The sequence below is a fragment of the Rhizobium sp. BT04 genome, from assembly GCF_030053135.1.
GTDB lineage: Bacteria > Pseudomonadota > Alphaproteobacteria > Rhizobiales > Rhizobiaceae > Rhizobium > Rhizobium binxianense.
Genome location: NZ_CP125652.1, coordinates 3,680,582 through 3,694,492 on the forward strand (window position 1 = coordinate 3,680,582; position 13,911 = coordinate 3,694,492).

General features: G+C 59.2%; 13 protein-coding genes. 7 read left to right on the forward strand and 6 right to left on the reverse strand.

Translation table 11 applies throughout. The features are described 5' to 3' along the window. Positions 1-58 precede the first annotated feature (58 nt). Positions 59-847 (forward strand): L-iditol 2-dehydrogenase, encoded by a 789-nt coding sequence (locus QMO82_RS26220; protein WP_183605651.1) that lies wholly within the window; start codon positions 59-61, stop codon positions 845-847. Between the two features lie 55 nt (positions 848-902). Continuing rightward, positions 903-1,913: a zinc-dependent alcohol dehydrogenase family protein gene (locus tag QMO82_RS26225; protein WP_183605652.1), complete on the forward strand. Its 1,011-nt coding sequence runs from the start codon at positions 903-905 to the stop codon at positions 1,911-1,913. Here QMO82_RS26225 and QMO82_RS26230 read toward each other — a convergent pair. Next, positions 1,910-2,935, reverse strand: a complete 1,026-nt coding sequence (locus QMO82_RS26230) for a LacI family DNA-binding transcriptional regulator (protein WP_183605653.1) — start codon at positions 2,933-2,935, stop codon at positions 1,910-1,912. The two genes, QMO82_RS26225 and QMO82_RS26230, sit on opposite strands and share 4 nt — an antisense overlap. 202 nt (positions 2,936-3,137) lie before the next feature. Here QMO82_RS26230 and QMO82_RS26235 point away from each other — a divergent pair, with 202 nt between their 5' ends. After that, positions 3,138-3,788: a triacylglycerol lipase gene (locus tag QMO82_RS26235; RefSeq protein ID WP_183606637.1), complete on the forward strand. Its 651-nt coding sequence runs from the start codon at positions 3,138-3,140 to the stop codon at positions 3,786-3,788. On the opposite strand, the gene QMO82_RS26240 is transcribed toward QMO82_RS26235, so the two are convergent. Further along, a complete protein-coding gene (locus tag QMO82_RS26240) occupies positions 3,778-5,619 on the reverse strand; it encodes an acyltransferase family protein (RefSeq protein ID WP_183605654.1) in 1,842 nt (613 codons plus the stop codon). The genes QMO82_RS26235 and QMO82_RS26240 overlap by 11 nt on opposite strands. Before the next feature lie 640 nt (positions 5,620-6,259). Here QMO82_RS26240 and QMO82_RS26245 point away from each other — a divergent pair. After that, positions 6,260-7,405 carry a right-handed parallel beta-helix repeat-containing protein gene (locus QMO82_RS26245; protein ID WP_183605655.1) on the forward strand — a complete coding sequence of 382 codons (1,146 nt, stop codon included), beginning with the start codon at positions 6,260-6,262 and terminating at the stop codon, positions 7,403-7,405. A 43-nt stretch (positions 7,406-7,448) separates the two neighbouring features. On the opposite strand, the gene QMO82_RS26250 is transcribed toward QMO82_RS26245, so the two are convergent. After that, a complete protein-coding gene (locus QMO82_RS26250; RefSeq protein ID WP_183605656.1) occupies positions 7,449-8,783 on the reverse strand; it encodes an O-antigen ligase in 1,335 nt (444 codons plus the stop codon). A 499-nt stretch (positions 8,784-9,282) separates the two neighbouring features. Here QMO82_RS26250 and QMO82_RS26255 point away from each other — a divergent pair, with 499 nt between their 5' ends. Further along, on the forward strand, positions 9,283-10,089 hold the full coding sequence (locus QMO82_RS26255) for a Ku protein (RefSeq protein ID WP_183605657.1): 807 nt from the start codon (positions 9,283-9,285) through the stop codon (positions 10,087-10,089). A 99-nt stretch (positions 10,090-10,188) separates the two neighbouring features. On the opposite strand, the gene QMO82_RS26260 is transcribed toward QMO82_RS26255, so the two are convergent. Genes QMO82_RS26260 through QMO82_RS26270 form a run of 3 tightly spaced genes read right to left on the reverse strand, consistent with a single transcriptional unit; the run spans position 10,189 to position 11,608 of the window. Further along, entirely contained in the window at positions 10,189-11,040 is an 852-nt protein-coding gene (locus QMO82_RS26260) for a Ku protein (RefSeq protein WP_183605658.1), read from the reverse strand. A gap of 18 nt (positions 11,041-11,058) precedes the next feature. After that, on the reverse strand, positions 11,059-11,292 hold the full coding sequence (locus QMO82_RS26265; protein ID WP_183605659.1) for a DUF2188 domain-containing protein: 234 nt from the start codon (positions 11,290-11,292) through the stop codon (positions 11,059-11,061). A gap of 55 nt (positions 11,293-11,347) precedes the next feature. Continuing rightward, a complete protein-coding gene (locus QMO82_RS26270) occupies positions 11,348-11,608 on the reverse strand; it encodes a hypothetical protein (RefSeq protein ID WP_003570398.1) in 261 nt (86 codons plus the stop codon). 144 nt (positions 11,609-11,752) lie between these two features. Between QMO82_RS26270 and QMO82_RS26275 the strand changes: the two genes are divergently transcribed. Then, on the forward strand, positions 11,753-12,181 hold the full coding sequence (locus QMO82_RS26275) for an OsmC family protein (RefSeq protein ID WP_183605660.1): 429 nt from the start codon (positions 11,753-11,755) through the stop codon (positions 12,179-12,181). A gap of 80 nt (positions 12,182-12,261) precedes the next feature. Beyond that, positions 12,262-13,716, forward strand: coding sequence for an FAD/NAD(P)-binding protein (locus QMO82_RS26280; protein ID WP_183605661.1), 1,455 nt, complete (start codon positions 12,262-12,264; stop codon positions 13,714-13,716). Positions 13,717-13,911 lie beyond the last annotated feature (195 nt).

Below are 13,911 nucleotides of genomic sequence, written 5' to 3' on the forward strand. Positions count from 1 at the left end.
CTATGGCAGCCGTAGACGGCAACCTTGCCGATTTAGGCGCGACCGGGGAGGCAGGGCGATGACCTATACGGAAACGGAACGGCTCTCCGGCAAGGTGGCATTGGTCACAGGAGGCGCGAGCGGCATCGGCAAAGCGGTCTGCGAACGCTTCGCCGCCGAAGGCGCCAGGGTTGTCGTGGCGGATCTCGACGGTGAACGCTGCGCGCGGGTGGCGGAAACGATCGGTCCTGATGCCTGGGGTGTGGCGCTTGACGTGACCAGCCAGGACAGTATCGAAGAGGCGGCACGCTTCACCATCTCAACCGCCGGTCAGATCGACATCCTGGTCAATGCCGCCGGTATTTACGACGTCGAGTCGATTCTGGAGATATCCCGGGAGCGCACCGCTCGGGTATTTCAGGTCAATATCGAAGGCCTGATCTTCATGACGCAGGCCGTCGCCCGGCACATGGTGGAGAGAGGGGAAGGTGGACGCATCATCAACTTCTCGTCCCAGGCGGGGCGTCGGGGCGAAGGGCCGGCGGTGGCTTATTGCGCCTCCAAGGCGGCCGTCATCAGCATCACGCAAAGCTGCGCTCTGGAGCTGATCCGCTACGGGATCAACGTCAACGCCATCGCGCCCGGCGTCGTCGATACGCCGATGTGGGACGTCGTCGATGCAAAACTCGGCAGCCGCGAAGGTTTGAAACCCGGCGACGTCAAACGCCGCGTGGCCGCCGCCGTCCCCGCCGGACGATTTGGCGCGCCCCAAGAACAAGCGGCCATGGCAGCCTTCCTGGCCGGCCCCGATGCAGCATACATCGTGGCGCAGTGCTACAATGTCGATGGCGGCAATGTCATGAGCTGACGCTTCGCTTCATCAGCAGCAATAGGCAATCGAACTTGGGGTCTGGAGGAGTGGAATGAAGGCTGTACGCTTGGAGTCGATCGGGTCTTTGACCATGCGCAGCGTCGAAAAACCGGTTGCCGGGCCGGGCGAGCTGCTTGTCCGGGTCGCAGCCGCCGGCATCTGCGGTTCCGATCGCCACATGTACAAGGGCGAGTATCCGACAGCGATCCCCGTCACGCTGGGCCACGAATTCAGCGGCATCGTCGAAGAGATCGGCGATGGTGTGACACGGTTTACCGGCGGCGAGCTGGTGACGGTGGACCCCAATATTGCCTGCGGCACCTGTCCAGCTTGCACGCGGGCGCGGCCGAATCTGTGTGAGAGGCTGACCGCCATCGGCGTGACACGGGACGGCGGCTTTGCCGAATATGTGGCGGTGCCGCACGCGCAGGCCTTCGTCCTGCCGGCCGACCTCGATCCCGTTCACGGCGCCTTCAGTGAACCGCTGGCCTGCTGTATCCACGCCATCGACAAGGCAGGGATCCGTCCGGGCGACAGCGTCGCCATCCTTGGCGGCGGCGTGATCGGCCTGCTGATGGTGCAACTGGCCCGCCTGGCCGGGGCAGGCGAGATCATTTTGATCACGCGGCAGCAATCGAGACGCCAAACTGCTCTGCGCCTGGGGGCGACGCACGCCTTCGACCCCGCCTCTCCGGACACGATCGCGTCCGTTCGAGAGGTCACCAAAGGTGGCGCTGACGTGGTCATCGAGTGCGCCGGCGTCAGCGACACGCTTCAAAGCGGTCTGAAAATGGCGCGGCGCGGTGGTGCCTTCGTGCTTTTCGGGGTGACGCCGGCCGGTGTCGAGGTGCCGGTTCTGCCCTTCGATCTGCTGGTCAATGAAGTCGATATCAGGCCGGCCTACCTCAACCCCTTCACCCATTCGCGCGCTGCGGCAATGGTCGCGAGCGGGGCATTGGAACTGGACGCACTGGTCACCAGAACCATCGGTCTCGAGGAGGTCGCCGAGGTGGTGGGCAATGCACCATTGCCGGGCGAGATCAAGGTCATCGTCCGGCCTTAGCCTCGGTTGCGGACGGGGCCGGTGGAATCACGCTCGATCAGCGTGACCGGCACTTTGACGATCGCACCCCGCCGGGATTCGTCCCCTGTCTGGTGCTCGTCGATCAGCGATTCCAGCAACCGGGCGGCCTGCTGCCCGACATCGCGGATCGGCTGTGCGACCGTTGTCAGCCGCGGAAAGACATAGGCGGCCTCCGGCAGATCGTCGAAGCCGACGACCGAATAGTCGTTCGGAACGGAAAATCCGCGATCCTGGATGGCATGGATGGCGGCAATCGCCGAAATGTCGGTCGTGCCGATGATCGCGGTGATATCCGGCCGGAACGCCAGCAATTCCCGCGCCAGCCGGTAGGTTTCGGCAAAGCTGTGCTCTTCCGCCATCGCCACGATCGCCGGCGCGATGCCGTTTCCAGCCATTTCCGCCGTGATGCCCTGAAGGCGAAGTTGGATCGGCTGGCTGTGTGCCGGCGCGCCGACGATGGCGATCGCTTGGTGGCCGAGACCGATCAGATGGCGCGCCATCAGCCGCCCGCCTTCTTCATGATCGGCCATGACAGCCTCGTCGGCGATGCCGTTCAGTTCGCGGTCGATGGCGATGATCGGAATGCGGGCGTCCCGCAGCACCCCGAAATGCTCGATGCTGCCGAAGGCGCTGGCGACGATGACGCCGTCGACGCGCTGAGCGAGCAGCATGGAGATATAGCGCGCCTCGTGGTCCATATTTTCCGCCGTGCTGCAGATCAGCGTCTGATAGCCGTGCTGGAACAATTCCTGTTCGATGGCATGGGCCAGGATGCCGAAGAAAGGCACGTCGATCGACGGCAGCATCAGCCCGATCATCCGGCTTGGCGCACCGCGCAGCATGCGCGCGCCCTTGCTGGGCGTGTAGTTCAGCGTTCGGATCGCCGCCTCGACCCGGTCACGGAGCTCAGGCGAGGCGTAACCGCTGTTGTTGAGCACGCGCGAGACCGAAGAGACCGACGTTCCTGCAAGTTTGGCGATATGTCTGATGCTGGTCGTCACGTGTTCGCATTTCTTTCGGGCGGTCGAATAAGGCGGACTGCTGCAGTTCACATCTAGATCACTAGCGGGGCGCCGCATCAAGCGCGCGACGTCACACCGGCGCTCTTCGGACTGATGGTTATCCGGCCTTGATCGACAAGGTCCGCCTTGAAAGCTACAGGATAGGTGCTTGATCGATAGCGGCACCTTGGGCGGACACATGATGAACGACACGGTCATCCTTTTTCACGGTATTGCCCGGACCAGAAAAAGCATGCAGAAGCTCGCCAACTTCCTGTCCGGCCACGGGTTTCGGGTCGTCAATGTCGGCTACCCCTCCACCCGGTTTTCGATCGGCGACCTCGTCGACTTCGTTCGGCCGGAGATCGACGGTGCTGCGAAGGAAGGAGGCGACGGCCGTGTCCATTTCGTCGGTTATTCGATGGGCGGGCTGATCATCCGGGCTTTTCTCAGGAACGATCGCCCATCCAACCTCGGCAGGGTGGTCATGGTCGGAACGCCGAACAACGGCAGTCAGGTTGCCGATTTCCTCAAGGGCTGGCCGCTATACAGGAAATTCTATGGACCGGCGGGACAGCAGCTGACGACCGATCAAACGGCCATGACCCAGCTGTTCGGCACGGTCGATTGCGAACTCGGCATCATCGCCGGCAATCGGACCATTGACCCGGTCTCTTCCTTTATCATCGGTCTCAGGGTGCCGAATGATGGAAAGGTGTCGGTGGAGAGCACCCGTCTCGACGGCGCGGCGGCGCATATCGTCATCGCAGCCAACCACACGTTCTTACCCGTCAACAGAACGATGTGGAAAGAGACCCTGTCGTTTCTGAAAGATGGGCGGTTTACGGAATGACCAGGGCTTGCTTAACTCTTGAAATCAGAACGCGGGAGCCGTCAGCGGTGAAGTGCCCATAGTCGAATTGGACTGGGTCTCCGCCTTTTGTCCACACCACACAATCCGGGTTGCACATCGTCTTATAAGTGGAGATGTATGTTGCTCCGCTTCCGGCCAAGGCGTCTTGAATGTCCAGACCGATATGTTGTCGAGGCACCAGATGATCGGCGGCTTTAAAGGGTTGCTTCTCGTAGAGACTGTGTGCGAGCAACCGTGGTAGGGAAGATTTATATTCTGCCACCGGTCCGAAGACGACGACCTTTTTGGCAAAGGGTGACAGGTAATCCACCGTCTTTCTGATGAGTTTCACGTCATCTTTTGTCCAGCGCCCAGCCAATATGAGAACATCGACTTTATGACTCGGCAAGAACTCCTTGAACATGTAGTTCATGAGTTCGATGCAGCGTTCTTCGCCTTCGGTGTCGAGAGTAGGACGACATCCTGATGCGTTCGCCTGAATGACATTGGCCCCCGTAAGCGTCCTCAGCCCAGGATATAAATGAGCGGCGTGACTATCACCGACGAGCGCAATGTTTTGCTGATTCTTTGATAGAGCCAGGCAGGCATCACGATCGTATTTTTCGATGCCGTCGTTTGACGTGAGGAAGCATTGTCCACTGCGAAAGGCTTTCGAAGGGTCGTAGTCCGCAAATTCCGCCACACGCTCAACGACCGTGTTGTCCTCTTTCATTTGTTCGGCAGCGAGTTGCCCGACAAATGCCAGCATGGCTACGGATGCGATTGAAGCAGCCCCGGCGGCAACGGACACGGCAGGTCGGTATCTCATCGTTCGGAACGGCGTTTCGACAAACCGCCACGAAACATATGCGACGACGAAACTCAAAGCGACTGGCACCAACTGCCAGCCGTGGTCCCACGCCCCATACTGGTTCGAAAATACCCAAATCGGCCAATGCCACAGATAGAGCGAGTAGGAGATCAAGCCTATGGAGGTGGCGACCCTCAATGAGAGAAGCTTGCTGACAACGGTGCTTGGGCCTGTCCAGATGATCAGCGCCGTGCCTGCGGTGGCGGGCAACGCCGTCAATCCGGGAAACTCCGACGTCTTTGATAGCAGCAATGCGCTGAGGCAGATCAGCAAAGCACCGATTGCCGAAAGCACATGGTTGACCCGAGCATCAGCGAATTTCGTCAATGCCGGTCCTGCGATGAGAGAGCCTACGAGCAGTTCCCACGCGCGATACTGCACAAGATAAAAGGCTGCGGAGCGATTGATTGGAACGGTGATAATGGAGGCAATGATGCTGACCGCAAAAAGCCCCGCTATGGCCATCCCGGTTGCCCTGCGCCCATATCGGCTAGCCAACATGACGATCAGGGGAAAAAAGACGTAGAACTGCTCTTCGACCGACAACGACCATGTGTGCAGGACTGGATTGAATTCCGCGGAATCATCGAAATATCCAGTTGTAAAATAGAAGTAGGCATTTGAAGCAAAAAGCGCGGAGGACGTCACGGATTTGAAAACCCGCAAGCTTTCGTCAGGCAGCATCGTAAAATAGGAAGCCGCCATCACAAAAGCATACATGACCACGACAGCGGGAAGAATTCGTTTTGCTCGGCGACTATAAAAGTTGCCGATCGAGAATCGGCCATCGCTCACGTCGGCAAGAATGATTTTCGTAATCAGATATCCCGATATCACGAAGAAAATGTCCACCCCGATAAATCCGCCGGGGAGCATGCGATCAAATCCACAGTGATAAAGAATCACGAAAATTACGGCTACGGCACGCAGGCCGTCGATATCTTGACGATGCGTAATCATTTTTGGCCTCGATTTGGCCTCCCGGAACTTCGTACCGCGAGACCCTTCAAGATGCAACCGGCATCAGGGTAAAATGAAAATAACTCACCTTAGACGGGTTTCCGGCCATGGCGAGAGACGACCTCTGGAGTCAGCGCAGGGGCCGCAAGGTCGGGGTTTTCGGGGTACTGCTATTTTACCATTCGTCCGATGAAGCCGGCGACAAGGAGAGCGATATCAATCCGCTTCTCATTGCGACAGGGATTCAATTAAAGGGCACATTTTACAGCTGCCTTTCAACGGTTCCACGACTCAGGCCATAGAGCCTGACGGGTGATTTAACATTGACTGCTGAAACGCAGCGCGGCATTGCCAGAACGGCTTGCAGGCCAAATTGGGCGAAGGTGTGACCGGTGGATGCCGGCAAGCGCTCCAAGGTCAGAGCGCGCGGATGGACGGATACTGTTCCGGCCGATGTGGCCGAACCCCGATAAAACGGAAGCGCAGGCATGATTTGCGCGATACGGATTGTCGGGATGTCAGGGTCTATTGGCATCGATTTCCCAGCGGTCGTTCAGGCTAAGATAATTTTCCGATATTCAAACATCCGCCACACGATCCCTCATTATGACGAGCTGCAACCGTATCGAATGGAGATCCGATGACCGCCATCTTGCGAAAGAAAATTCACGGTGCATCCACCCGGGGGCAGGTCATCGACGGCGCCGAGGACATTGGCCTCGCCTATCAGGTGTTTTCCGATACGGTGATCGAAGATGTGATCGTCAAGAATTCTCCCCGCGGCTTCAAATTTCACAATGGCAGGAATCTCGTCATAAGGCGCTGCGAGACCGAGAATGTACGCGGTGACGGCATTTACCTTACGATGACGTCGGACGTGTTGCTGGAGAACAACCGCGTCGGCGCGGCGCCCGGCCAGGGGGCGGATTGTTGCCAATTCGCCTACGAAAACGACGACCGCAATGTGAGCTCTAATGTGGTCATCCGGGGCAATCTTTTTCTTCAGTCGCCGACCAGCACATCCAACAAGGGGGCGCTGGTTTGCGGCAGAACGCGACAATACCGCGTTGAATATAATTTCATCGGGGGCAAAAATTTCTCCTTTTCGTCGATCGGCGACGATGCGGTCGTGCGCAGCAACGTCATGCGGGACGGGAGGATGAACGATTATTCCTTCGGTTACGGGATCGGCGATCAAGCCAACCATGCCGGCCACCATGTTTATGACAACAGGATCGAGAACAGCAATCGCGGCGTGAGTTTGAGCGGTTACTCGGACCAAAGCCTGGCATTTCGCAAAGACATGAACATCCACGATAACGTGATCAGCGAATGTGAGATCGGTTTTTTCGCCAATCGGCCTTGGTCCGGAAGCTTTCGACGCAACATTTTCCTGCGGTGCAAGCAGGACATCGTTCTGAAGGGAAACGGCGAGGCAACGGCGGGGGAAGTCGACGGCAACTATCTCAACGACGGCAGCTTTCTGAACGTCACGCCGCCGCCGCTTCGCGTCAAGCCCGACGGAAAGGTTTCCGTTTCCTCCGGCGAATGGACATCAGAGCCCGACGAGATCCGCATCCAGTGGCGTGACAAGGGGATCGACATTCCAGGCGCCAACCGGCCCTCCATTGCGATCGAACCTGGCATGGAATTGTCATGCGTCTTGCTGGCCCGCAAGGAGCAGAATTGGATGCTGGCGATTGCCGAGACTGCCTATGACGATTTCACGCCGCGTGCATGGCAAGAAAGCATGCTGCCTTGGCAGAAACGCTATCTCTCGACTTAATCGCCCGCTGAGACCAGCGGAGCGCCCGTCAAGCCTCCGCGTCTCAAGCCTCACGCGGTCTCCGGTTTGCCAACAGCTTCGGACGCAGCTCGGAGAGTGCAATCACAGTGTGTGGCCAGAGAATAAAAGGTGCGAGCATCATCCCGGCCTCTGTCATCGATCCAAGCATGATCAGGATGACGATCACGATTTCCTTTCGTCTGGCGCCCGATTGCTCTTGATCGGCTTCGACGATTGTCATCTTCCGGAACAGACGGGTCACCAAAAACACGACCCATGCACTGACACCGGGAATGCCGATATTGAGGGCAAGTTCGAGATAGGTGTTGTGCGTCGACCGGGCGTCGAACGTCACCTTGACATATTCCTCCATGACGTCTGGCTGGCGGAACATCGCAAAGCCATAGCCGGTTATCGGCCTATCCCATATCAGCGGAAACAGCTGTTCCCAGATGTTGGTGCGTCCCGAGAAAGTAAGGTCTTTGCCGAAAGCTTCAGCAACGGCGGAGGCCACGCCTAAATAAATGAAACTGGCGCCGAAACCCACAAGAAGAAACAGCAAAGCGACGACAAATGAGCGAAAAAGGCGATTTGGATAGACGTGGATAATCCGGATAGCATACAGCATGATACTGCCGAACATCGTCAATACAACCGCTGTCGAGGACTTTGTCGCTACAATCAAAGCGAGGAGGCAAAGCATCGCAGCCCATCGTACCAGCGTGCTGTAACGAAGCCGGCCCAGCTTCTGCGTTGACAACAGACAAACAAAGCTGACCGAGCAAAACTGTCCCAACGTATTCTTGTGGTAAAACGCCCCCTTTACCATGCCGGCATAGCTGCCGCGCATGATGGCGAATTGCGGGAAAGCGGCGGTATAGAGAACGTTGATGAATGCAGCCGCGATCGCAAAACGTCCCAGGATGCGAAAGGCTTCCACATTGCCGTACCGCGCGCGAAACAGAAGCGGTGGGACCGCGAGAACGATGACGGCGGCCAATCCCTTGAGAGACGCACCTTTGTCAATCGAGAAGACGATTGATGTCAGACAGGAAATGGCAACGACCCCGATGAGAGGTGAAATCCTCGAAAAGGTCCTTATGAATTGCCGCTGTTCCAACAGAAAATACAAACCCGACAATGGGATAAGGCTGTAAAGCATTAACTTCATCGGAAGCGGGTCTACCGCCGCGCCATCATCGAAATTTGCCGGCAGGCCGTACCACATGCCGGTCGCCCGCCAAAGCGCGGCGTAAAATGCGACAGTAAGAACCAGCTTCGCCAGCACGTCCCGTCTGACGCGCCATCTGGAAGCAGTCCGCCGGCGGTGGCTGCCCTGATAATAGTCTCGTGCTATAGACGCGTCTTGTATCGCCATTAAGAGCTCTTCTATCTCATGTTCGGGGATGTTCCTATTCGAAATAGGACTGAGCCAAAATTACAATTTACCTCTGTTGGACTCTGTATGCGGTATCGAAATCATCGACACTGATTTCCGTCTACGACCCATCAGAAACGTTACGGTTCGATCGGTTGACCACTCCCACAATCCAAAACAGCCGACACGCAGCTCTTCTTGCAGTGCATGGTCTTTGCCAAATTAGTGAACTGGATCAATTAGTTATTGCTTCAGTTCCTGCTTGAGCCCGCCATGCGGCGTCACTCTAAGCCATATCATTCGTCGAATCCAGTTTGCTGAACCTTCCAATATGTCGCGCCCGCTGGTCCAACCCACAGGCCGGCGCGATCGCACTCCTGCCGCGCCAGCCGGCACGTTGGCTGCTGTCGTCAATCGAAACCTCATTCAGTTCCCGGAACCAAACACCGAATCCGCCGTTGATAACAATGCCCAACCGTGTCCGGGAGGCAGGACAGACATGGCGCGTCAGACATTCTGGAAAGGTTATCTCAAGCTCTCGCTCGTCACCGCCGCCGTCTCGCTGACGCCGGCGACGACCGAAAGCAACAAAGTGCGTTTCCATGTGCTCAATCGCCAGACGAAGAACCGCGTCGAAAGCCGCTATGTCGACAGCGTCACCCATAAGCCGGTGGCCGATCGGGACCAGGTGAAAGGTTATCCGCGCGGCGAGGACGACTATGTTCTGCTCGAAGACGAGGAGATCGAGGAGGTCGGGCTCGAAAGCACCCGCACCATCGATATCGACACATTCGTACCGCGCGGCTCGATCGATTGGATCTGGTACGACAAACCGCATTTTCTGGCCCCCGAGGACAAGGTCGGGGTGGAAGCCTTCTGCGTCATCCGCGAGGCGATGAAGGCGAATGATGTGGTCGGTATCGCCAGGCTGGTGCTCTATCGTCGCGAGCGTGCCGTGCTCTTGGAACCGCAGGGCAAGGGCATCGTTCTCTGGACCCTGCGTTATGGCGACGAGGTGCGCGAACCGGTGGCCGAGCTCGACGGCAAGGCGGAGATCGACAGCAAGCTGCTGACACTGATGACGCAGCTGGTGAAGGAAGAGACGAAAGATTGGAGCCCGGCCATGGTGCAGGATCCGATCCAGAAGCGCCTGAAGTCGATGATCCGCGGCAAGCAGAAGAGCCTGAAGAAGGCAGCGCCGGCGAAAAAACCCGCACCGGTGAAATCGACCGGCAACGTCATCAATATCATGGATGCGCTGAAAAAGAGCCTGGCCGCGGAGGGCGAGCGGAAGCCGCCGCGTTAAGAACGGTCAATCTTCTCTTCTTCTCCAACGATTTTGCCGCCGCGAAAAAACCGTCCCGGCGCTTTCTCGGCAAGGCATCGACCGGTTTCCAGAGCCCTCTCAGCCCGCCTTTTTGCTGGGGCTGTCGCTGCGCGCCGGCGCCTTCTTCGGTGCCGGCGGCTTTGCCGAGCTCTTGCCGCTCATGCCGGCGCTTTGGCGCAGTGCTTCCATCAGGTCGACGACCTTGCGTTCCGGCGGCTGTTTCTTCTTCGGCGGTGCCCGGCCCTCGATCTTCGCCTTCACCAGTTCGACGAGGGCAGCCTCATAGCGATCCACATATTCGCTCGGTTCGAAACTGCCCTGCTTGGTGCCGATGATATGGCCGGCAAGGGCGATCATCTCCTTGTCGAACTTGATGTCGGGAATGTCCTTGAAGACGGTATCAGCCGAACGCACCTCATAGTCGAAGTTCAGCATCGTCGCGACGATACAGTCGTCATGCGGACGGATCAGCAGCGTCCGGTTGCGCCGGAACAGCACGGCTTCGGCGAGTGCTGCGACCTTGCCGTCACGCATGCCCCTGGCAATCAGCAGCAGCGCCTCTTCGTCATGTTCGTCGACCGGGGCGAGGTAATAAGGCCGGTCGAAATAAAGCTTGTCGATATCGTCGTAGCCGATGAAAGCCTTGATATTGAGCACCTTGTCGCTTTCCGGCATGAGTTGCGCGATCTCGTCGCCCTCGATGACGAGGTAATCGCCATTCTCCATCTGGTAGCCCTTGACCTGGTCGTCCCGTTCGACCGGTTTGCCGGTCTCGCTGTCGACGAATTGCCGTTCCACCCGATGGCCGGTCTTGCGGTTGATGATATTGAAGGAGACGCGGTCGGAAGAGGAAATGGCGGTGTAAAGCCCGACGGCGCAGGCAAGGTCGCCCACCTTCAGATGACCCTTCCAGCTTGCCCGCGCGGCCATTCCATCCTCCGTCGCAAATCAGAGCCGACTGTTGCTCTTGTCGGTTTCGAGTTCCTGGAATGCCCAGCCGCGGCCATCGGGCGCGGGATAAGCAAGCAACGCGTCGCCATCGCCGATCTTCTGACGCGACGCGGCGTCCTTGGCGTGAACGATCGCTTCATCCGCCGTCGCATAGGTTTCCGACAGCGTGTCGCCGAGCTTATAGGCCCAGCCATTGTCATGCGGCACGACCTGATAGGTGATATCGGCCATTTCGAATCTCCTCTTCTCAATGAGATAGGGAGCATGACGGCGTCGCCATCATACTCTAATTCCGATTTGTTTTGCGCCGCTCGTCCAGCGCGATGATCTTCTCCACCGAGGCGATATCCTCGCTGGTGACGACGGGAACCGGATCGGCGGCAATCGCCTCCAGCACCTCCTGCGAGACGGCACCGTTGCGGATCGCCCATTCCAGCGTCTCGCGTGTTTCCCGCTCGGCCTTCAGCTGTGCATAGAGCGCGACGATCAGCCGATCGCGGGCGTCCATGCGCCCGCCCTGGCGATCCATTCTGCGGACATGCACCATCGCAATCCACCTTTGTCACTGTTTCGTTCAGGTGTAATCAACTGCTGACGGATGGAAAGGTTCCGAAACCGGCGGGCAGCCGTTGCCCGGTGCGGCGCCGGGCGGAAATTGCCATCTGCAGAATGTTCACGAGAGGATTTCATCATGGTCGATCTTAAGGCCCGTCCCCGCCCGACCGGCGCCACCGCCGTTCTCGGCCGCACCGGTTTTCCGCATGTCACCTCCGCCACCAAGGGCGAGATCGATATCGTCACGTCGCCGTCGCAGCCGGGCTTCAACCCGCTCGACCTGCTCTATTCCTCGCTGTCTGCCTGCCTCGTGCTCAGCGCCCGCATGGCCGCCAGCCAGATGGGCATTCTCGACAAGATCAGCGAGATCACCGCCGACGTCACCGGCGAGAAGGCGACGGAGGGCCTTTCGCGCGTTGCCAGGTTCAACATCGCCTTCTCGATCAAGGGTGATATCGATGAGGAAAGCCGGCGCAAGATCGTCCATGCGGCGGAGGATGAGATCTGCACGGTGAGCAATACAATCCGCGGCAACCCCGATTTTTCGACGACGATATCGGGATAAGCCTATAAAAATTATAGACAATGGTGGCGGAAGGATTGCGCGGCCGCTGCCCGGCTTCTATGCTTCCGGCATCGAAAGCAATGATCCCGGCCGCCATGCATTCCAAGCCATCTCCGACGTTCGAACCGCCCGTCGTCGCCATCATCGGCGGCGGTGTCTCCGGCGCAGGTGTCGCCTATCATCTCGGCCGAACGAGCCGCGGCGAGCGTCCCGTCATCCTAGTCTTCGAGCCGCGCGCCGAGCTCGGCCGCGGCCTTGCCTATGACACGACAGATCCGGCCCATCGCATCAATGTTCCAGCCGCCAAGATGAGCCTGCAGCCCGACGACATCGGCGAATTCCAGGCCTGGATCGAAGCCCGCGACGCCGTCGCCGACGACCCCGACGCAAAACGACCCGATGGCTCGCTCTTCCCGCGGCGTCGGCTGTTCGGCGATTACGTCTCCTCCCTGCTGAAACCGTTGCTGGAGGATGGGGACGTGCGTCATCGCCGCGCTGCCGTGACCAGCGTTGAGCGCCATGCCGGCCGCTGGACGATCCGCGACGATAAAGGCGGCGTCACTGAGGCCGATATCGTTGCGATCGCCACCAGCCACCCGCCGCCCGCAGCCCCCGGCCGGCTCGCGAGCCGGCTTGCAGCCCATCCCCGTTTCGTCGCCGATACCACCAAGCCGGGCGCGCTCGACGTGATCCGTCCGCATGACCGGGTGCTGGTCATCGGCAACGGCCTGACGGCTGCCGATGTCATCGCCTCGCTGGCTGAACGCGGGCATGACGGTCCGGTGACATCAATCTCGCGCCGTGGCCTGCGGTCGCGTGGGCATGCGCCGGTGCCGCAGCCGCTCTTCGGCGATTTCCTCGCCGGTACGGCCCCGTCTGCCGTGTCGCTGCTGGCAGCGATCCGCACCGCCATAAAAGCGGCGAAGGCTGAGGGCATCAGCTGGCACGGCGTGATCGACCAGGTGCGGGCGCAGGGATATGATCTCTGGCAAGCGCTGCCGGTTGCCGAACGCCGCCGCCTCGTCCGCCATCTGCGTCCCTATTGGGACGTGCACCGTTTCCGAATCGCGCCGCAGGTCGAGGCGGTGCTCGACACGGCGGTTGCTGCCGACCGCCTCGAGATTCTCGCCGGCTCGGTCGCCGATGCGCGCATCGAAGGCGAGCGCATCGTCTGCGCCCTGCAGCCGCGCCATCAGCGCCAGCCGCTGGAGCGGAGTTATGACGCCGTCGTCGTCACCACCGGCCCGGCCCATGGCGGCATTCTCGAAACCCAGCCCTGGCTCGCGGCATTGGTCGCAAGCGGCCACCTGTCGCTTGATCCCACAGGCCTCGGCTTTGCCTGCACCGAGCGCTCGGAGGCGATCGGCCCATCCGGAAAGGCAGATCCTTCGCTGCTGATCTCCGGCCCTTTGGCGCGCGGTACGTTCGGCGAACTGATGGGCCTGCCGCAGGTGACCGAGCATGCCTTCTTCGTCGCCACCGAGATCGCCGGGAAGCTGCGGGTGAACGCGACCGGAGCAATTCCAGAAGTGTAAAGCGGTTTTCCCAGGCAAAACGCGAAGCGCTTTTGCCGGCAATTGTAAGAACAAAGTTTGAAGCGGTTCTAAAGCTGAACCGTTCCAAACACGCATCCGGCTTGATCTTATATTCGGATGCCGCTTGGCGGCTGTCGCCGGCGATCGACTTCTGATACGCACTCGGCAGCCAATATCCCACCGCCCTGTTTTCGG